Here is a 21,002-nt window from a genome sequence, read left to right on the forward strand (position 1 = left end):
TAAAAGCCGCAGATTCACAGATTAAATTCGGTGAGTTTGCGGCTTTCGTTTTTATGTAATACTTTACACATTGTAATGTACGGTAGGATTTAGTACCGGCGTGAAGCCATCTCCCTATGATAGATTGCTTCGTTGGCTGATAAAGCTGCCTGGCAAAGACGATTAGCTGAATCTCCTCGCTTAGAATATTATTTTAAACTCTTCGCAATGCTGAGTTGATTTTCTTTGATGCCTTTTGCCACCAAAGCGGCAATTTGTTTTGCCCCATCCAGGTTTAAATGGGTATCATCTTTCTTTCCATTAGGGTAATTTACATTTCCAGCATCCACATGCAGAAACAGTTTTACTGATTCTGCATCACCCAGGTTATTCAGTAACTGTTCTGTTTTAGCAAGCATATCAATCAAGGGTACTTTTAGGGAATCTGCTACTTGCCTGGTTATGGCAGGATAAGCACCATGGGTATCCTTCAAAATGCCGTTTTTAAAACTTCTCCTGGAGATTGGTGTAAGCAAAACGGGAATGCCCTTTTTACTTCTGGTTTCATTCACATAATTCACCAGGTTCATTTTAAAATCAGTTAAAGAAACGCCCACAGTGGGCTTGTCAATCTTTTCATCATTATGCCCGAACTCAATTAAAACGTAATCACCTGCTTTTAAATTTTCAAGGATGGGCTGCCAGTGGTTTTCTGCCCGGAAAGATTTTGTACTCCGTCCGTTCAGGGCCCTGTTCTCCACTTTAACATCACCATTAAAAAACGATTGTAGTTCCATACCCCAACCTGTTTCGGGATAAGCTTCCGGCTGCTTGTTCGCAGCTGTAGAATCACCAATAATGTAAAGTGTTGTTTGTTTTTGAATGAAGGAAAATCCACTCAGGATGATCAGGCTAGTTGCAGCAAAAAGGGCAAAAAATTTTGTTTTCATGTGCTAGTTTTTTATGGTGGGGTTCCAATGATCAGTGCTACTACTGAATATGTTTTTAACCGTATAATCTTTAGCTTCCTGATTCGTTAACTGCCTGCTCCAGTTTAATCTTGTATCCGGAGATGCGCCCGCACCAACGCTTTTGTATTCAGCATAAAAAGTAGTTTTCTCTTTATCCGGAAACATTTTATCGCCTTTCCAGGCATTCCATCCTTCCGAAAGGATATGTTTGCCTAAATCACATTGGATGAAGACCGTTTTGGCAAAGGGCCTCCAGGGTCTGCCGAGATAAACCTTATTGACAGTTTGATCAGCGATCAGTTTACAATTAAGAAAGACGAAGCCAAATTTTTGATTTTTAGAAGTGGCGGCAGCTGTAACATATGAATCACTTAAACTTTTTATTTCACAATGCTGAAATACGGCTGTAGCCTCTCCGAAAATAAAATCTGTAGTCCCTTCAATGATGCAGTTTACATAATACTGCCTGCTTTTTTCTGTGGCGGCATACAGGGTATCCTGATGGCCTAAAAATTTACAGTTTCGCGCAACAAAGCGATCACCTTCTACATGAAGCGCAACGGCTTGTCCTACCCGGCCGGAAGAATTGATGATGGTCAGGTTTTCCAGCCTGCAATTATTGCCCTGAACCAGAACAGTATAAGAGGTATACGTGCTCATTTTTTCATTCCCAAAAGCATCTTTGTTCAAATTTATCTTTCCTGAATAATCATTGAAAGTAATAATGGTTTTTTCCCTGTTTTCTCCTACAATGCTGATATGGCTTTTCCAGGATGGGATAACCAGTTTTTCCTGATAGACTCCGTTCTTCACTAAAATTTTGACTTCCTTTTCACCCAAATCTCGAGTGGAATTTACAGCTTCCTGAATGGTTTTGTAGTTACCACTTCCATCTTGTGAAACAGTTATTTCAGCCGGATACCTGGGATCCTGCGCATTGGCCTGCATAAAAAACAAAGCCGGTATAAACAGGGCTATATATCTGAATAAAAGGATTCGATGCATATGCAGAAGGTTAAAATCTAAGATTTAAAGATCAATAAAAAAGGGCAGAATAAATCCTGCCCTTTACTAAAATTGAGAGGCTTTAATATGTCCATCTTGGATCGCCAATCGCACCACCTGAATTACCTGCAGTTCTGAGTGCAGAAGTTGCCGGAAGAGAAAAATCAGTTGTTGTGGCAGACCACCCTAGGTTTTGTGTCTGGTTACTGGTTAATGTTGCCGTGCCAAAGGTTAAAGCTGTACCTCCGGTTAAAGCACTTGACAGGTTAAAGTAGTTACTGTTTGTAATACTCAATGTGCTTCCTGCACCGGTTGACCTGATGGCAGCGGCATTCACGGTACCTGATTTTGGCGTATTTGCAAAAATGCTGTTTTGTATGGTAAATTTAATGGGGTTTGCAGCGGCATCCAGCAAGGCATATTTCGCATTCCCTCCAAAGCCATTAAAGGTTGAATTACTGATGGCTACAGATGGCACGACATCACCGGCATAAGTGGTACTCGCTGTAACCAAACCCGGACCAGCATTGTAAAATGTAGATTTAGATACACTGATGGTATTAAACTGCATTTTATTCACGTGGAAGGTGTAGTATGCTGAAGAACCATTCAGTCCCATTTCATAAACGATGGTATTATTTACTGAGATATTAGTTATTTTAAAATCCCTGGCGGCAGCTCCTCGGTCTCCACGGAGAAATGCTGTTGTAGCACCATGTACAATACAGTTTTCTACCACTACATTGGTGAAGGTTGCTGCTGAGCCATTTGCTGCCTGAGAACCAATGAAGTTGATAAAATAAAGTGCAGCTCCTGCCGTACCGTCAAATTCGATTCCTGAAAGCGTAACACCTGCGCCTGTACCCTCAAGATCTATTTCCTTATAATTGACTTTTGTATCGGATGGATTACCGGAAGTGGATTTTAGGGTAATGGTTTTCTGCGTAATAAATGAAGCAGTAGCCAGCGTGTAAGTGCCCGGATTTAATCCGATGATGGCACCATTAGCAGCATTGGTAATAGCTGTGGCCAGGTCATCACCAGGATTCAGTTTTACCGTGTAATTAGTCGGTAAAAGCGTGGTAAACGTTACAAGTCCTTTACTTTTGGTGCCGTCAAAAAGTTCTGCACTGTATAAAACCCCTGCTGTTATTCCGCTAATGGTTTTAATACCGGCAGCTGCATCGGCAGTGCTAAGCGATGTTGTTATGGCAGCACCTGTAGCAGGAGTAAGTACAATTGAACTCAAACCTGCCGTTGGCTTAAAGCGAAGCATAATATTATTTTCTTTAATGTCGTTATCTCTTACGGCCAGAAACAATTGTGTGCCGCTCAATTGAAACACACTGCTTCTTACATATTTAGATTCAGGTTGATCAGCAGTGGCATTGGCCTTAATTCTGGCGTAATATTTTGTACGAACCGGAATATTGTCTTCAGTAACCGTTACCCCCGCTGTATCTGATGTTGCAGAGTATTTAATGGTTGCAAAGGTAGAATCGGTAGAGAAATCAATGCTGTATTTTAAAGTTTTACCTGTGGCCATTAATGGAATTGTCCAGGTTAATTTGGCTTGAGTTTCTCCGGCAGTAATTTTAACTTCACTAGGTTTAAATAGTCTGGCAGGTTCATCCGGCTGATCTTCCGATTTTTTACAGGCATTCAGTGCCATAGCCATTAAAATAAGTATGGCCAATCTGCTGCTGATCTGAGCTATTATTTTTTTCATTATTGATGTTTCTAAGCGTTAATAACCAAAGTTTTGTACCATGCTGGTATTTTCGATCAAAGCAGTTTTCGGATAAGGGAAAAGCTCTTTTTTATTGGCTTCGAAATAAAAGGCTATACCTGTTGAAGTGCTGGTAATTGAATTGTCCTCCGTTACAGATTTTCTCCAATTTTTGGTGGTGTATCCTGTTGGTGCCGAAGCAATACCCAATCCAGGCGAGGCGAAAACATTGTTGGGTGTACCGCCGTACAAATCTAAAGTGGCTACTTCATTTACACTGGTACCTAAAAGATAATTTCCTTCCTTCGCATAAATATAATCCGGAACTCCGGCATATGCGCCTGTTCCGGCAATTAGTGCCCTTATTTTGGCCCGCGTTTCTTCAAATTTACTTCCAAGTAAGTTCCACCTGATCAGGTCGTATTTCCTAATTGCTTCGCCTCCGAATTCCAATAACCGTTCTTTAACCAATGCATTAAAAAATTCGGTTTTAGCAGTTGGCGCAACAGGGATTTGTGTTTCAAAACCCAGGTAAGCCCGTTTTTGCACTTCCTGCAGGGCGCTTATTGCTGCAGCAGATGGCGCACCATTAATTTCATTATCGGCCTCTGCATACATTAACAATACATCCGCAAAACGGATCAAAGGCCAGTTAACACTGAAATTTTGTGCTGCGGAAGAACCATTATAGGCTGTCCATGACTTGCGGAATTTTCCATCCGTCATGGTAAAAAGCGTGTTGATGATCTTTTTTGAGGTAGCTGTAATTTCGAAGACGCCGATGGTTACGTCTCTGCGGCAATCTTTAGTGACATCGAAATCATAAAAATAAGTTGGAATGGCATTCATCCCGCCACCACCCGTACCATAAGTAGAAGCGGCATTGAAACGGACTCCATTATAATAACCCAATTTACTATCGGTTGAAGCATTACTTCCAAAAGCGGCCACTTCAAACATCAATTCATGTGCATCATCCAGTCGGGTTCCGTGCAGGGTTTTAAACACGTTTTCATAACTTGGATTTAAGCTATGTTCCGACCTGTTATTCATGATATCCAGACACTCGTCAAATGCGATTTTATAATAAGTTAAATAATCGCTGCTGCGCGTCATCTGGTTCCGTTTCAGGGAGTAACCGCCACGCGCCAATGCTAAACGGGCCCGCAATGCTTTGATGGCACCTTTTGTAAAGCGAAAACTTCCATATTCAGTAATGCCACTTCTCCATGGCACCAGGTCTTCTGCCGTTTTTAAATCGGCAATAATTTTATCGTAGGTTTGGTTACGGTCTACATTAGGACCATAAAGTGATTCCGCATCTGCTGATGGCACGAAAGATACCGGCACATCTCCCCAGTTGCGGATCAGTTCATGTAAAAATTGTGCCCTTAATGCCAAAGCTTCGCCCAGATAGCGTTTCATAATGGTTTTATCCGCTTCTGATCCGTTGTTATAAAGTTTGGAAGCCGGAATGTATTTAATACAGATATTGGCACGCTCTATCCCCTGATAGAGTTGCAGAAATGGATTGGTAAGATCTGTATTATCAGCACTTGCTCCATACATACTTATTCCACGGCGATCAGAAGAACTGTAGCTCCCTGAGGTTCTGAAATCATCAGCACTGACACCAAATAAGGTAGAGATCCGGTTGCCATATCCGTTATCGCCACAAAGCCTGTTGTACACACCAATAATAGCTGCATTGGTGTTGGCAGTGCTTTCAAAAACCACATCCGGTGAGGAGGTAGATGGAGATTGCACATCTAAATATTTTTTACAGGCGGTATTGAAGCAAACTGCTGCAATTATGAAGACCATTAAAGCAGATTTTATAAATTTATTGTTCATTTTTCTTTAATGTTAGGATTAAAATACCATGTTAATACCGGCAAGAATATACCTGCTACGCGGATATGCGGCGTAATCTATCCCGGGTGTGAGCGGGTTCGACCGACGGGTATTGGCTTCCGGATCGTAACCGGTATAACCCGTAATGGTATATAAATTGTTAACTGTTCCGTAAACCCTGAGTTTAGAAATGAAACCAGTTCTTTTCATTAATTTCTGCGATAAGGTATAGCCTAAAGTAACGTTGCTGATTCTCAGAAACGAACCATTTTCTATGGCATAGGAGGTAAGTGCATAATTACCGGTTGTTGGCGTCCACATGGTGGTATTGGCATTCATGGCCGTTAATAGATTTGGATCGGTAACTTTCACCCCATTTGCATTAAAGTTCTGCCAGCGATCATTCATCACAGAAAGTAAATTATTGTCTTTTACATTGTATTGTGAAGTAAACTCAATTTTATTGGCATTGTAAACCTTACTTCCATAACTGAAGTTGACAAAAACCGTCATATCGAAGTTTTTATAGGCAAACTGGTTATTAAAACCTCCTGTAAATTTCGGCTGTGAGGTTCCTAAAACCGTCCTGTCATCATCACCAATCATCATGCTGGTTGATGAGGAAAGCTTTTTAACCTTCATGTCACCTGGCTGCGGATCACGACTTCCTAACAGCACCCTGCTATTGGCAACCGTTGGCTTTAAAGTATATGTATAGGCACCCGTTGTTGCATTTTGTACGGACGTAAAATCATCTATGGTATAACGGCCGTCAGAAACAAAACCATAAAACTGCCCCACAGGCTGACCAACTTCTACTTTAAAATCGCCAAGGCTATTTACCCAGCCAGATTGGGTGATGTAGGAGTTTACACCATTTTGAAGTTCAATGATTTTATTGCTGTTAAAGGAAATGTTAAAACTGGTAGTGTAATTAAAATTCTGCGTTTTTACCGCCTGATAATTTAATTGTACCTCAAAACCTTTATTTTGCGTTTTACCTACATTTTGTTGTTGGGTAGCATAACCCGTAGTTTGCGGAACATTGGCGTTTAAGAGCAGGTTTTTAGTCCTGTTGTCGTAATAATCTAGGTTAAGGGAGAGCCTGTTTTTGAACAGGTCGATATCAATCCCTAAGTTTTTAGAAAGATTGGTCTCCCAGGTAATATTCGGATTGGACAAAATATTACCCGTGGCCGTACCGGAAATCAAACCCGGAGTAACGACATTATCTCTGTCGGCATAACCACCAGTAGTAGAACTGATGTAAAACAAGGTTCTGAATAAATCCTGGCCAATACGGTTGTTTCCGGCAGCACCATAACTCATCCTTACTTTAAAGTTTTCCAGCCAGTCAAGATCCAGGTCCTTCACGAATTTTTCTTCGGTTACCCTCCAGGCCAATTGGGCCGATGGGAAATAGCCCCATTGCTTGCCTTCCGCAAATAAGGAAGAAGCATCCGTTCTGAAGTTTACAGTAGCTAAATATTTGTTTTTGAAGGCATAAGAAAGCCTGCTGAATAAAGAGAACTGCCTTGTTCCGGTAATTAAAGATATTGGCCTTTCTTGTACCGTATTTGGCGGAGCCGCACTTTTAAAGGCATCTTCGGCAGAAATATTTATAGGAAAAAATTTAGTGGTGGTAGACCTGGAATCGATGTCGATCATGTTAATTTCCTGTCCAACCAGAATATCTAAACTGTGGTTTTTACCCAAATCTGGTTTATAAGAAAGGGTATTGGTATTGATGAAAGACTTTTGTGATACGGTATCCAGTTGAATGGCTGGTAAGCCTGCGCTGTTTCTGGCCACGTTACTTACGGGACCGTTAAAGGTATTAATGTGCCTGCTCACCCTGTTGTAACCTACAGTACTTTTAAAAGTCAGGTTTTTTAAAATGGAATATTGTGCATAAGCACTGCTGATCAGGTCATTTCTGTAATCGTATCTCAATTCCTGGTTGGCCAGCGTAATGGGATTGGATAAACCTGTAGTGAGGTAATCTGCATCAAATAAATCGCCACTGTCGCTCCCGCCCGAATATGGCTGATAACGCACCGAGTTTCTTAAGCGATTGGTGCCTTGTGATCCTGTTGATGTTGTACCTACACCATCCACACGCTGATGGCTATAACGTGCATTCACGCCAGCCCTTAACTTATCCGTAAATTTGTGATCCAGCCGAACGGAGGCAAAAGTTCTTTTAAAGCCTGAATTCAGCATGATGCCGTCTTCATCCGTATTATTCACAGAAACATTATAGGTTGTTTTTGCTGAACCTCCGGAAAGATTTAACACTTCGGTATGGCTGAAAGCTTGTCTGCCAAAAACTTTGTCCTGCCAGTCAATGTTCGGAATATTTTGATAGATATCTAAATCCTCAAAAGTACCGTAGCGCTTGGAGAAACTGTCCTTAACATCCTGTGTAGTGTTGTTATTGTAAAGTTCGTATTGGTATTTAACAAACTCATAAGGGTTCATGACATCCAGCTTATTTACAATCTGCCTGGCACCGGCATAGGCATCAAATGAGATGATTGGTTTACCCGGTTTACCGCTTTTAGTGGTGATGATCACGACACCGTTTGCTCCCCTGCTGCCATAAATGGAAGTGGATGCCACATCTTTCAATACATCAATGGATTGAATCTCATTTGGCGATAAAATGGATAAGGCATTTTCAACCTGAATCCCATCAACAATATAAAGTGGTGAATTATCGCCTGTGAGTGAACTTCCGCCACGAACTTTAATCACTACTTCTGCCCCCGGACTTCCTTCTGTTGTGGTTACTGAAACCCCGGCCAGCTTTCCGGCCAATGCCTGTGCTGCAGTACTTACCGGAAATTGTTCAATATCTTTTCCGGAAACAGAAGAAACAGCACCAGTTAATGCTTCTTTTCTTACTGAACCATAGCCAATATTTACCGTCACTTCCTGTAAATTATTGGCATCTTCTTCTAAGGTAATGTCTAATTTACTCTGATCGCCAAGCGTAACCACGCGGGTTTTATAACCCACATAGGCAAAAGTAATAACCGCTCCTTTACCTGGAACAGCAATTTTATATCCTCCATTGGCATCCGTACTGACGCCAGATTTGGAATCCTTTACGGTTACACTTACCCCAACTAAAGCCTGCCCGTCAGCTTTATCTTTTACGGTTCCGGTGAACTGCTTATTTTGTGCATAAACTGCCGTAAACCCGAAAAAAGTGAGAAATAATAGAAAGCGAAAAACTCTGCTCATAATGCTAATTAAATAAATACTTGGTTTTAAGTTTAAATGGACATATGCCTGTAGAAGAAAATTCTAAGTCGGGATGATTGGGTTTGTTAATATTTGGTTACGTTGACTGAAACAATTTTACAAACTTAAAATGGATTGAAATCAGATTTAACTAAAAAAGTGTGCAATCGTTCCCAAAAACGTCTATATAACGTTTATTAAATTCGGTTTCAAAATTATGAAAAGAGATATTTTTTGTAACTTGTACGCATCACGAAAAATGAGATTTGAAACTTCTACCATAAAAGATATTGCCAAGGCCTTAGGATTATCCACTTCTACCGTATCCAGGGCCTTGAGAGACCGTTACGAGATTAGCGAAGAAACAAAAAAGCTGGTTTTAGCTTATGCAGAAAAGGTTAACTACCGGGCTAATCCCATTGCCCGTAGTTTAAAAGAACGCAGAAGTTATTCCATCGGAATTATTGTGAGTGAAATTGCCAATAATTTCTTCTCACAGGTGATTAATGGAATTGAGTCCATCGCATATGATCGGGATTATCATGTCATTATTTCGCAAAGCCATGAGTCCTGTAAACAGGAAAAACTCAACGTAGAGCACCTGGCATCACGTTCTATTGATGGCCTGCTGATTGCACTTTCTTCTGAAACCCAGGATATTGAGTATTTACGGAGTTTATATGCCAAAGGTTTACCTATCGTATTTTTCGACAGGGTACCTGAAAACTTTGAAACACATAAAGTTATTGCCAATAATTTTAAGGGGGCATTTGATGCTACTGAACACCTGATTCTGTCAGGAAAGAGAACGATAGCACATTTAACCAATTCCGAAAATCTTTCCATCACCAGAGAAAGGTTAAAAGGTTACCAGGCGGCCCTGGCCAAATATAATATCGAATTTAAAGCAGAACTGGTGAAATATTGCCAGCACGGCGGCATGCATAGCATTGAACTGGAAGAGGCGGTAAAAGAACTTTTACCTTTTAATCCGGATGGTATTTTTATTTCCAGCGACAGGTTAACAACTGGTTGTATCATGGCGTTGAAAAAAACCAATCCGGGCGTGGCACATAAAATCGCCATTGCCGGATTTACCAATTCCAATCTGGTTGAACTCTTCTCCCCTTCCCTTACTTCGGTAAAACAACCTGCTTTTGAAATGGGACAAGTGGCAACAGAATTGCTGATCTCCATGATTGAGGCCAAGCGACCGGTGACTGAATTTGAAGTGAGGGTTTTAGATACTGAATTGGTTAAAATGCAAAAGACTTTAGGAAACAGATTTTTGTAAATAGCTGTGCTTACATGAGCACCGCATTTACTTTTTTAAAATACTTTGCTTACTGGCTATCGGCTCCTTGCTTTACGCTCCCCGCCTGTCGCCAATTTCCAAACTAATACTTACCTTTGCCGAATGGTAGAAATCGTATTAAAAAAGGGAAAAGAGAAAGCGGCATTGCAAAGACATCCATGGGTATTTTCCGGAGCTTTAGAAAAAGTTAAGGGTAAACCAGAAGATGGTGATGTGGTTAAAGTTTTCGCCTTTGATCACGAATTTCTCGCCTATGGTTATTACAACAGCAACTCACGCGTGGCCGTTCGTTTACTGGAATGGGATGAAACCCAAACCATCGATCAAAACTGGTATCAGAACAGATTAACCCAGGCTATCGCCTCCCGTCAGTTTATCCTGAATGAAGAAACCAATACCTGCCGCCTGGTGTTCAGCGAGGCCGATTTTCTACCCGGCTTAATTGTGGATCAATATGCAAATTTCCTGTCTCTGCAAATTTTAAGTTCTGGCATCGAAAAGGTAAAAACAATTATTGTCGACATCTTAAGATCTGTTCTACAGTCGAAAGGAATCTTCGATAAAAGTGATGCGACCGCCCGAACACATGAAGGTTTACCGATTGAAAATGGATTGCTTTGGGGCGAAAATCCACCAGAATTACTGGAAGTAAAAGAAAACGGAATTACCTATAACATCAACATTGCCGAAGGGCAGAAATCTGGCTTTTATTGCGATCAACGTGATAACCGGAATATTTTAGCCAGTTATACCAAAGGTAAAAAGGTGTTAGATTGTTTCAGCTATAGCGGAGGCTTTAGTTTAAATAGCCTGGCCCATGGTGCTGCAAGCATTACCAGTGTAGATAGTTCTGGCTTGGCGGTAGAAACATTGAAACAGAATGTAGCCTTGAATCAGTTTGATCCGGCAAAAGTGAATGCAATTCAGTCGGATGTAAATAAACAGTTGCGTGCATTTAAGGATGCCGGAGAAACATTTGATGTCATTGTACTTGACCCGCCAAAATATGCACCATCCCGCTCTGCTTTAGATCGTGCGGCAAGGGCTTATAAAGATTTAAATCGTTTAGGCATGTTGCTTTTGGAAAAGGGCGGTTTACTCGCTACTTTCTCTTGCTCGGGTGCTGTTGACATTGAAACCTTTAAACAAATTATTGCCTGGGCTGCACTGGATGCGGGTAAAGAGGTGCAAATCATTAAGCAATTCTGCCAGCCTGAAGATCATCCGGTACGGATTTCTTTCCCGGAGGGAGAATATTTAAAGGGATTGTTATTGAGGGTACTTTAATAAAATAATCTATTAAGTCAGCCTGCAAAATTCTTCAACACTTACTTAGGCTATGGAAACTTCGTATTCAATTTTCCATCCAGACTCTCGGAATCTCCGTAATTTGCCGGAAACAATTACTGGCAATAATCTAGATTTCATGAAAGAAGATGAATTGATATTTCCTCAAACTGTGAAGTTCTTCAGCGGTAAGGCCTTTGAACTTGCGACGCTTAATTTCTTCACCATCCAAATCCGCGGAATCTCTGTAATCTGCGGGAAACAATTACTGGCAACGATCTAGATTTAATGAAAGAAGATGAATTGATATTTCCTCAAACTTGTGAAGTTCTTCAGCGGTAAGACCTTTGAACTTTCGACACTTGATTTCTCCACCATCCAGATCCGCGGAATCGCCGTAATCTGCGGGAAACAATTACTGGCAACAATCTAAATTTCATGAAAGAAGATGAATTGATATTTCCTCAATCTTGTGAAGTTCTTCAGCGGTAAGACCTTTTGAACTTGAGACGCTTAATTTCTCCACCATCCAGATCCGTGGAATCTCTGTCTGTTGGAAACAATTCTTAAGAATAAATATCTTCAAAATAACTCACCACCAAAGATTTCATCAGCATTTCCTGTTCAAGCATGGTATAGGGCGGTATGGCCTTGATTAATTTCCAGTGTGGCCAGCCATCCTGATCTAAACCTTCCAGCTCATAAAATCCCATTTCGCTGAGTAGACGGCAGGTGGCAATATGCATAAGTTCTTCTTTTTGCCTTTTGCTATATTTTTTTGGCCCTTTGCCTAACTCCTGCACGCCAATCAAAAAAAGCATCACCTTCAGGTCCGGGAAATCAGAATCAAACTCCTTCGCAATTTTCTCCTGCAATATTTTCCATTTGGCATTAATCTCCGACGGTTTCATATTTGCAAAGATAGTGTAAAAAGGTTCATCCGCAGGTTGAAAAGCTTGTCAGTTTAGCGCAAAACTTTAAACTAGAATCGTACTTTTACTTACAATCACAATTTATGAGTGCAAATTTGAATAAAATAATAACAGCTGGTTTAATGGCCTATGGCATGTCAGGAAAGGTTTTTCATGCGCCATTCTTAAATGCACACCATGGTTTTAAATTGAAAGCCGTAGTGGAGAGAAGCAAGAAAAATGCGGTGAAAGATTATCCCAATATCTTAAGTTACAGCAGTATCGATGAACTTTTGAATGATGAAGAAATAGAACTGGCTGTTATTAATACGCCAAATAATCTTCATTACGAACACTCGAAAGCAGCCCTTCAAAAAGGGAAGCATATTTTAGTTGAAAAACCGTTTACAGCCACTTCTGCTCAGGCAAGAGAACTATTCAAACTGGCAGATGAAGTAGGAAAGCAGATCTTTTTTTACCAGAACCGCCGTTGGGACAGTGATTTTACATCCGTTAAAAAAGTGCTGGCCAGCGGTAAACTCGGAAAGCTGAATGAAATGCATTTGCGTTATGACCGTTATAGAAATGTAATCGGACCAAAAGCCTTTAAAGAACAAGCGATTGAGGCCAGTGGATTGCTTTATGATTTGGGTCCACACCTGCTTGATCAGGTCATCAGCATTTTTGGTAAACCAGAAAGCTTTCACAAAACGCTGGGTAAAAACAGAAAAGATACTGTGGTTGATGATTTTTTTACCATACAGCTTAATTATAATGATAGCGTTAATGTATTTGTTACTTCTAGTATGTTGGTGGTGAATCCACAGGCTGCATTCGTGCTACATGGGGTAAATGGCAGTTTCATCAAGGAGAGAGCCGATGTACAGGAAGAACAATTGCTATCCGGACAAAAACTAACCGATGCCGGTTATGGAATTGAACCTGAAGGAAAGCAAGGTTTACTCACTACTATTGATGAAAATGGTGATAAAACCGAAGAAATTATTCCATCTGAAATTGGAAGTTATCTACCCTTATTTGATGCCGTTTATCAGTCAATAGTAGCTGGCAAAACTTATCCGGTTAGCCGGGAGCAGGTACTGATCCAACTGGAAATATTGGAAAGCTGAACAGGAACAGGTAAAATTATTTAAAAATCTAACCAATGGCTGAATAGCCAAAAAATACCCGCATGAATTCATTACCTTTTGCCTATTTAATTCCCATATTTTTAATCGCACTTTATTTTATTTTGCGTAAAAAGAAGCCTGCTATTGAGCCTTTAACTGATACAGACCGAAAGATTCTGGATGATTATGTGGGGTATTATCATAACCTTGACTCCACTGATAAACTTAAGTTTGAGCAAAAGGTGGCAGAATTTTTCAGCACGGTTAGAATAGAAGGCATTGGGTTAGACATGACTACCTTAGATGAATTGCTGATTGCTTCCAGCGCCGTAATTCCCATCTTCGGTTTTACCGACTGGCAGTATAAAAACTTAAGCAGCGTGTTGTTATATCCGGATACCTTTAACAAAGATTTTCAGTTTGAAGGTGGCGAACGGAATATTGCCGGGATGGTAGGAACAGGCTACATGAACGGACAAATGATTTTATCGCGTTCTGCGCTTCGGCATGGTTTTTCAAAAAGTGCCGGAAAAGAAAATACAGCCATTCATGAGTTTGTACATCTTTTGGATAAATCTGATGGTGCTACCGATGGTGTTCCGGAAAATCTGATGGCACATGAATATACTTTGCCCTGGATCAAAATGATGCACGAAGAAATGGAAAGAATTGAAGATAATCAATCAGATATCAACCCATATGCCATCACCAACGAAGCAGAATTTTTTGCAGTAGTTTCAGAATATTTTTTCGAAAAACCAGAGCTGTTGAAAGAGAAACACCCTGATCTATACCATGCACTGAGCAGAATTTTTGCGCAGCAACCTGTTTAACTTATAAAATGAATGTATTCAAAATATTCCCGGTTCTAGGACTTATTCTTATAAGTATAACTGCAGGTGCCCAGAAAAAATATGTGCTCAGGCAAAACTTTCCTATCGGAAAAAAATATGATTTCACCTTGATTTCCGATCAGGTGATTAACCAGAAAATGGCCGGACACAGCATCAACCTGAGCCAGAATATCGGCACAGATTACCTGTTCGATATCCGAAATGGCGAAGGGCAGGAGAAAAATATCGAGGTGACTTATAAGCGTATTTTCATGAAATCTAAAGGAATGGGCAACCAGATGGAAATGGATTCTGAAGATGCTGACACGACTAAGGAAAATTCATTTCGTGGCTTAAAGGATGCAACATTCCAGATGGTGATGTTGCCAAATGGTACCCTTAAATCGGTAAGCGGAACAGAACAAATGGTGAATACTATGGTTGAAAAGATGAAGGCAGACACGCTGATGAAGACCAAAATAAAAGCCAGTTTAAGTCAGCAGTTCAATGCAGAGGGAATGAAGCAAACGCTGGAATCTTCTCTTAAAATCTATCCGGATCAGCCGGTCAAAATTGGCGACAGCTGGACGGTTGACACCAGGATGCAGCTGACCATGCCGGTAGAAACCATTACACGGTATACCCTTAAGGACGTAAAGGATAATATTGCTATCCTGAATATTAACGGCACTTTAGTTTCAAAGGGCAGTTTTAAAAGTATGGGTAACACAATCGATACGGATTTAACCGGAACCAACGTTGGTGATGCCGAGCTTGATATTAAAACCGGCCTGATCCTTAAAAGTCATTTGCGGATGGAATTAACGGGTAAGATGCAAACAGGTGGTCAGAATATTGATTTTGAATTGCAGGGAATTAATAAAATTATGGGTAAGGAACAAGTAAACCCCACAGGTTTTTAAAACCGATGAGGTTTGGCGCAAAAGCCTTATCGAAAAATCGTCATTTCAAGGCGACCCTTCCAGTCCACAAAGCAATCTATTTTGTAAGAAAGATTGCTACACTCAAGCTTTAAATCCTGCCCTTCTGTTCGCAAGAACGAATTTATCCTTAAGTATTGCCAGTTGTTTTTATTTTAACGATTACTTCCCGTAAAATTGCTTCATGTATCTTGCCGGGGTATTGATTTTCGTAGCGTCTGAGAAATTTCCCATTGCCTCAATAACCTTAATTTTATCCAATGAAATGGTTGAACTGCCCTTATCCGTAATCAATAAACGATCAATTTGGTACTTATTTCCATCAATGTCATCTCCTGAAATGGTAATATCAGATTTCCCGGATAATGTAAGCGCTAATGATTTGTAGGAAGATGAAGTGCTTCTGAACTCAACATCCATCATGTTTAGCTTCAGTTCATTCACTTCATTATGGCTTAAGGAGAAGTCATTTACCTGATCACCATTTACATTTAATTGCGAAATCTTCGTTTTCTGATCAAATGAAACACTGTTTATATTCTTTAGATCAAGGTCAAGCTGCTTGAGTTTTATATTCAGCTCCAGCTGCAAAACATCTGCAACCGCAAGCTGATTAAATTTCGGTGCAAAAATCACCAGGTTTAAAACATACTTATCGTCGTCCTGATTTGCTTTTCTGGAAATATTCAACCTTCCATTGGCATCAACAATGGCTTGATAATGTTGATCGTTATCCTCAGAAATTTTATACCCATATGCTGGGTTTTCTACTAAGGTCAGATTTAATATCGCCTTTTCTGAACCATTGATGTTTATCAGGTTAAATGCCTGATCGATTTTATGCGATACGAATGCAGGTGTTTTAGTGTTAAAATGTGTTAAGCCTTCATTATTTTTAACGGCTTCATTTATTGTGATATAATTTACTTTGACGTAGGTGGCAATCACCAAAATGGGAACAATAATCAGCAATGCTGCAAGCGCGATTAATAATTTATTACTTGTTTTCATAATTCTAAGCGTTAAAATTTTCATTAACAAAAGTTTCATATTTACGTTGCAGTTCATCAAAGCTGATGTTTAACAAGTAAATATTTCGGAATAAAACGGGTAGCTCATCATCTATAAAATGTGCTTTTCTAAAATCTTTTACTTGGTCTATGGCCTTCTCCGCTACAAAAAAACCTATTCCCCTTTTATTACTGATGATATTTTTAGTTTGTAATAATTCATATGTGCGCATAATGGTATTCGGGTTCACTTCCAGTTCAACCGCCATTTCCCTCACCGATGGTATTTTTTCTTCAGCCTTCCATTTTTCCAGCAAAATATGCTCGCAAACATAATCTGCTATTTGCAGGTATATTGCCTTATTATCTCTAAATTCCATATGTATACCTTTTAATGTTAAACTTCTTTCTCTTTCAGGCGGATGTAAGTGATGAACCATAAAACCAGGGTAATAATGGCACTCACCAGAAATATCCAGGTCAGCACATCAATCTCTTTAATATGAAGATTAATCCTTGTCATATTCCTGGTAAGTAAGTCACCGGTTTTATAAATCAGGTAACCACCTGCATAGGTAAAAACCACAACTGAAACAGCTGTTTTAATATAATGGAAGCGGTTAAAGTAAATGGAACCTAAAAGAAAAAGACTTATAACTAAAAATGGAAACGCAAAGAAAGCACTGCAATATTTAAGGTATTTTTGATCACTCATCACCTGATCAAAAAGGCCATCTGTCATTTTCAATGGTGTTTTTATGTCTGCAGCAGATTTAAAGGCCGACAGGTTGGCGTTCAGGTATTTCACAAAACCCAGATCAATCAGATAAAAAACCAGTAAATACCCAAACAAGGTTACCACTACGGTATAAAAAATGCCGACCATGAATTTTTCAAAGGTTGAAGCCGGGATCATCAGTTCATGTATGGCTCTTGATTTCTGACCAAAATTATTAAAGTAAGTACTGGAAGTGATACTGATGAACAGAAAGCCCAGCATCAGAAAAAGGCCGTATCTGAAACGCATATCTAGATTGCCATCATGATCAAGAATATTATGATCTCCAGTAGATGGGATAAAATAAGAATAAAAGGCAAATATGATTCCGGCCAGCACAATCAGCGTTCCCAAATAAATTTTCCCAAAATCCATCCATTGTCTTTTTACCAGTAATCCGAACCGGTTAAAGTTGAAGGTATTGCTCATAGGTACTTAATTAAAATAAGGTTTAAATTTTGTTTTCTCGGTCAGTATAGCATTAAACAGCAGTTCAAGGTCGAGCTTGCTCTCTTCCTGGTGATAATTTGGCATTACGGCATTATATCCTGACAATGAGGGCTCAGCATAAATAATGCTGTCATCAACCAATTTGATTTTCTTGAAAGTTAGTTTTTCCGTAATTTCTTCTACTGAAGCATGTAAAGCGATGTTGTTTTCATCCAGCATCATCACCGTATCAATTAAATTATCCAGATCCCTCACCTGATGCGTGGAAATAATGATGCAGCAATCGTCCGTTAAGGCTGAAGCCATTATTTTTCTGAACTGTGCCTTCGAAGGAATATCCAGTCCATTTGTAGGCTCATCCATGATAATCAGTTTGGCTTGTGTAGCCAATGCAAATGCAATAATGACCTTTTTCTTTTGTCCGTAACTCATGTGAATGAGTTTCTGATTTACCGGGATATCAAATTCTTTAATCAACTCAGTAAAATAATCATGATTAAATTTTTTATAAAATGGAGCATTGGCATTGACATAAGCATCAATTTTAACGGCAGGCAAATAAAACTCCTCCGGAATGAAGCAAATTTGTTCAAGCATAGCCGGTGTTCTTTTAGCCGGATTAAATCCAAAAACATCCAGCGTACCACTTTGCGCATAAACCAGGCCTGCCAGATTTTTCAATAAACTCGATTTGCCAGCGCCATTTTTGCCAAGCAAACCATAAATATGACCAGCATGCAACTGGAAACTGATGTTTTTGAATAATGGACCATTTTTGCCATATCCAAAATGAAGATTGTTAACTTTTATCATACTTACTGTATTAGTTAAATAATACACTAATCTAAAGTTGATTTCTGATATCTCCAAATTTTTTATTTTTTTATTTACAGAGACCGTTTATAACTTGTTTGTAAAATGCACGAAAAGCTCTTTTATATTAAAACATGATCCATATAGAGATTGTATCTTTAACAGTAACGCAATAATCATGGATACAAAACAGGCTTATTTATTAAGCAGAATGGCAATCGGATTAAGCTTTTTCGGACACGGGCTGGTTCGTTTACCAAAACTTGATGGTTTTAGCCACTGGATGATGGAACAATTTTCTAAATCATGGCTGCCTGAAGCTTTGGTATTGCCTTTTAGCTACGCCCTACCCTTACTGGAATTTGCATCAGGACTAATGATTTTAACCGGATTGTTCACCAGGCAGGGATTACTGTTAGCCGGAGCCGTTTCGCTGGCCCTTATTTTTGGCACCACCATGATCGAAAATTGGGAAGCCTTGCCTTCACAGCTCATGCACATTGCCTTCTTATCTGTGTTACTGGCTTACTTACCACACAACAGTTATGCAATTGATCAAATGATAAAAAAAAGATAATGGAATATAGAAAAATAGGAAAATCAGATTTAGAACTTTCAGTAATTACTTTTGGCGCATGGGCCGCAGGTGGGTGGATGTGGGGCAGCACAGACCGCAACGATGCCATTAACGCCATTAAAGCTTCTTACGATTTAGGTGTAACTTCTATTGATACCGCTCCGATTTACGGTCAGGGTGATAGTGAACAAATTGTTGGCGATGCCATTAAAGGAATTTCCAGAGATAAACTGCAGATTGTAACCAAATTTGGTATGCGCTGGGATTTAGCCAAAGGCGATTTTGGTTTCAAAAGTAAAAACAATGAGGGCAAAGACATTGATATTTATAAATATGCAGGTAAGGAAAGTATAATTTATGAATGTGAGCAATCTTTAAAACGGTTGGGAACAGATTATATTGATTTGTACCAGATTCACTGGCCGGATGTAACCACGCCCATCAGCGAAACTTTTGAGGCCGTGAGCAGGTTAATGGAACAGGGAAAAGTGCGTTATGCAGGGGTTTGCAATTATAATGCAGCACAGCTGAAGGAGGCTGACCAAACTTTAGAGATTATTTCCAACCAGATTCCGTTTAGTATGGTCAACCGCGGCGTTGAAGATGAAACAGTTCCCTACTGCATTGAAAATAATAAATCTGTTTTGGCTTATAGCCCGATGGAACGTGGTTTGCTGACCGGAAAAATTACACCGGGTTATCAGTTTGAAGAAGGCGATCACCGGAAGGACGTTAAATTTTTTACGGATGAAAACATTGAAAAAACAAATGCTTTTTTAAATAAGATTAAGCCCCTGGCCGATGAAAAAAATGCGTCACTTTCTCAGTTGGTTTTAAGGTGGACAGTGGAGCGTCCAGGGATAACCATTGCTTTGGTTGGGGCCAGAAATGCCAAACAATCCGTTCAGAATGCTGAAGCTATCAATGTGAAGTTATCAGCAGATGAAATTCAGCTGATCAACACAGAACTGAAAAGCGCAGGTTTTTAAGTTCATCAACGCAACGCATGTAAAGGGAAAGCAAAATAGGCAGATAAATCTAAATTTTTATGTCTCCCTTTTTAATTTACGTTATAATATCATATTAATATGTCAAAATTATTTTCTCCTTTCACCATAAAGGATGTTACGTTTAAAAATAGAATTGTGATCTCGCCCATGTGTCAGTATTCGGCAGTGGATGGTTTTGCCAACGACTGGCATTTGGTGCACTTGGGCAGTCGTGCGGTAGGTGGTGCAGGTTTGATTATTCAGGAAGCCTCGGCTGTAACACCTGAAGGCAGAATTACACATGCTGATTTAGGCATCTGGAAAGATGATCATGTAGAAAAACTAAAACAGATTGTTTCTTTCATTCATGAAAATGGTGCAATTGCCGGGATTCAACTGGCACATGCCGGCCGGAAAGCAAGTTGTGATTTACCCTGGAACGGTGGTGAACAACTGGCGGCAGGCGAAAACAGCTGGAAAACAGTTGGGCCTTCACCCATTCCTTTTAAACCGGGGCAGGTTGCGCCACATGAGCTGAGTATTCCTGAGATCCAGGAAATTGTTTTTGCTTTCCGGGCTGCGGCAAAACGGGCACTTGATGCGGGCTATAAGGTGGTGGAAATCCATGCGGCACATGGTTATTTATTGCATGAGTTTTTTAGCCCGATCAGCAATAAACGTACAGATGTATATGGTGGAAGTTTCGAAAACCGCATTCGTTTGGTTATTGATGTGGTAGAAGCCGTACAATCTGTCTGGCCGGAAACTTTACCATTATTCGTACGCATTTCTGCCACCGACTGGACAGAAAACGGATGGAATGAAAATGATTCTTTACAGTTATCAGCCGTATTAAAAGATCGGGGTGTAGATTTAATCGATACCTCGTCGGGAGGAAATGTACCAGATGCAGTTATCCCTGCCGGGCCAAACTATCAGGTGCCTTTTGCAGATCAGATCAGGAATAAAATCGGTATTTATACCGGTGCTGTAGGTGTAATTGTGGATGCCCATCAGGCTGAAGAAATTTTACAGGAAGGCAAAGCCGATTTGATTTTCATCGCCAGGGAATCTTTACGTGATGCTTATTTTCCTACACATGCCGCTCAGATTCTGGGTGATGATGTGGAATGGCCGAATCAGTATGTACGGGCCAAAAGAGAAACCTTTAAAAAGTAAGT

The 21,002-nt window shown here is 40.0% G+C and carries 19 protein-coding genes; 9 read left to right on the forward strand and 10 right to left on the reverse strand.

The genetic code is table 11. The annotated features are described in order from the left end of the window. Window positions 1–188: 188 nt before the first annotated feature. The 5 genes from CBW18_RS02415 to CBW18_RS02435 form a co-directional block, all read right to left on the reverse strand. Window positions 189–929 (reverse strand): rhamnogalacturonan acetylesterase, encoded by a 741-nt coding sequence (locus tag CBW18_RS02415; protein WP_088299641.1) that lies wholly within the window; start codon window positions 927–929, stop codon window positions 189–191. Window positions 930–932: 3 nt separating this feature from the next. Beyond that, a complete protein-coding gene (locus tag CBW18_RS02420) occupies window positions 933–1,955 on the reverse strand; it encodes a pectinesterase family protein (protein ID WP_088299642.1) in 1,023 nt (340 codons plus the stop codon). 82 nt (window positions 1,956–2,037) lie between these two features. Further along, window positions 2,038–3,684 (reverse strand): DUF4957 domain-containing protein, encoded by a 1,647-nt coding sequence (locus CBW18_RS02425; protein WP_088299643.1) that lies wholly within the window; start codon window positions 3,682–3,684, stop codon window positions 2,038–2,040. A gap of 18 nt (window positions 3,685–3,702) precedes the next feature. After that, window positions 3,703–5,538 (reverse strand): RagB/SusD family nutrient uptake outer membrane protein, encoded by a 1,836-nt coding sequence (locus tag CBW18_RS02430; RefSeq protein ID WP_172406420.1) that lies wholly within the window; start codon window positions 5,536–5,538, stop codon window positions 3,703–3,705. An 18-nt stretch (window positions 5,539–5,556) separates the two neighbouring features. Further along, window positions 5,557–8,787 carry a TonB-dependent receptor gene (locus tag CBW18_RS02435; RefSeq protein ID WP_088299644.1) on the reverse strand — a complete coding sequence of 1,077 codons (3,231 nt, stop codon included), beginning with the start codon at window positions 8,785–8,787 and terminating at the stop codon, window positions 5,557–5,559. Window positions 8,788–9,046: 259 nt separating this feature from the next. Here CBW18_RS02435 and CBW18_RS02440 point away from each other — a divergent pair, with 259 nt between their 5' ends. The 3 genes from CBW18_RS02440 (at window position 9,047) to CBW18_RS21320 (ending at window position 11,672) form a co-directional block, all read left to right on the forward strand. Further along, complete coding sequence (locus tag CBW18_RS02440; protein ID WP_088299645.1) at window positions 9,047–10,081, forward strand: LacI family DNA-binding transcriptional regulator; 1,035 nt, start codon at window positions 9,047–9,049, stop codon at window positions 10,079–10,081. A 123-nt stretch (window positions 10,082–10,204) separates the two neighbouring features. Beyond that, complete coding sequence (locus CBW18_RS02445; RefSeq protein WP_088299646.1) at window positions 10,205–11,389, forward strand: class I SAM-dependent rRNA methyltransferase; 1,185 nt, start codon at window positions 10,205–10,207, stop codon at window positions 11,387–11,389. A 139-nt stretch (window positions 11,390–11,528) separates the two neighbouring features. Then, window positions 11,529–11,672: a hypothetical protein gene (locus tag CBW18_RS21320; RefSeq protein ID WP_172406421.1), complete on the forward strand. Its 144-nt coding sequence runs from the start codon at window positions 11,529–11,531 to the stop codon at window positions 11,670–11,672. A gap of 283 nt (window positions 11,673–11,955) precedes the next feature. Here CBW18_RS21320 and CBW18_RS02450 read toward each other — a convergent pair whose 3' ends face one another. Continuing rightward, window positions 11,956–12,300 carry a hypothetical protein gene (locus CBW18_RS02450; protein ID WP_088299647.1) on the reverse strand — a complete coding sequence of 115 codons (345 nt, stop codon included), beginning with the start codon at window positions 12,298–12,300 and terminating at the stop codon, window positions 11,956–11,958. A gap of 116 nt (window positions 12,301–12,416) precedes the next feature. Here CBW18_RS02450 and CBW18_RS02455 point away from each other — a divergent pair, with 116 nt between their 5' ends. From CBW18_RS02455 to CBW18_RS02465, 3 genes are all read left to right on the forward strand, one after another. Continuing rightward, on the forward strand, window positions 12,417–13,430 hold the full coding sequence (locus CBW18_RS02455) for a Gfo/Idh/MocA family oxidoreductase (RefSeq protein ID WP_253248944.1): 1,014 nt from the start codon (window positions 12,417–12,419) through the stop codon (window positions 13,428–13,430). 62 nt (window positions 13,431–13,492) lie between these two features. Next, on the forward strand, window positions 13,493–14,263 hold the full coding sequence (locus CBW18_RS02460) for a zinc-dependent peptidase (RefSeq protein WP_088299649.1): 771 nt from the start codon (window positions 13,493–13,495) through the stop codon (window positions 14,261–14,263). A gap of 8 nt (window positions 14,264–14,271) precedes the next feature. After that, a complete protein-coding gene (locus CBW18_RS02465) occupies window positions 14,272–15,186 on the forward strand; it encodes a DUF6263 family protein (RefSeq protein WP_088299650.1) in 915 nt (304 codons plus the stop codon). Window positions 15,187–15,366: 180 nt separating this feature from the next. Here the strand turns inward: CBW18_RS02465 and CBW18_RS02470 are convergent, their stop codons facing one another. Genes CBW18_RS02470 through CBW18_RS02485 form a run of 4 tightly spaced genes read right to left on the reverse strand, consistent with a single transcriptional unit; the run spans window position 15,367 to window position 18,255 of the window. Beyond that, complete coding sequence (locus CBW18_RS02470) at window positions 15,367–16,215, reverse strand: hypothetical protein (RefSeq protein ID WP_140418621.1); 849 nt, start codon at window positions 16,213–16,215, stop codon at window positions 15,367–15,369. 4 nt (window positions 16,216–16,219) lie between these two features. Further along, window positions 16,220–16,594 (reverse strand): GntR family transcriptional regulator, encoded by a 375-nt coding sequence (locus CBW18_RS02475; RefSeq protein WP_088299652.1) that lies wholly within the window; start codon window positions 16,592–16,594, stop codon window positions 16,220–16,222. Window positions 16,595–16,611: 17 nt separating this feature from the next. Continuing rightward, window positions 16,612–17,421 (reverse strand): hypothetical protein, encoded by an 810-nt coding sequence (locus CBW18_RS02480; protein WP_088299653.1) that lies wholly within the window; start codon window positions 17,419–17,421, stop codon window positions 16,612–16,614. Between the two features lie 6 nt (window positions 17,422–17,427). Then, entirely contained in the window at window positions 17,428–18,255 is an 828-nt protein-coding gene (locus tag CBW18_RS02485) for an ATP-binding cassette domain-containing protein (RefSeq protein ID WP_088299654.1), read from the reverse strand. A 178-nt stretch (window positions 18,256–18,433) separates the two neighbouring features. On the opposite strand from CBW18_RS02485, the gene CBW18_RS02490 reads away from it, so the two are divergent. From CBW18_RS02490 to CBW18_RS02500, 3 genes are all read left to right on the forward strand, one after another. Next, window positions 18,434–18,832, forward strand: coding sequence for a DoxX family protein (locus CBW18_RS02490; protein ID WP_088299655.1), 399 nt, complete (start codon window positions 18,434–18,436; stop codon window positions 18,830–18,832). Next, window positions 18,832–19,821: an aldo/keto reductase gene (locus CBW18_RS02495; protein ID WP_088299656.1), complete on the forward strand. Its 990-nt coding sequence runs from the start codon at window positions 18,832–18,834 to the stop codon at window positions 19,819–19,821. Before CBW18_RS02490 ends, CBW18_RS02495 begins: the two co-directional genes overlap by 1 nt. A 99-nt stretch (window positions 19,822–19,920) precedes the next feature. Next, window positions 19,921–21,000: an NADH:flavin oxidoreductase/NADH oxidase gene (locus CBW18_RS02500; protein WP_088299657.1), complete on the forward strand. Its 1,080-nt coding sequence runs from the start codon at window positions 19,921–19,923 to the stop codon at window positions 20,998–21,000. The last annotated feature ends 2 nt before the right edge of the window (window positions 21,001–21,002 follow it).

The organism is Pedobacter sp. AJM (assembly GCF_002197755.1).
Taxonomy (GTDB): domain Bacteria; phylum Bacteroidota; class Bacteroidia; order Sphingobacteriales; family Sphingobacteriaceae; genus Pedobacter.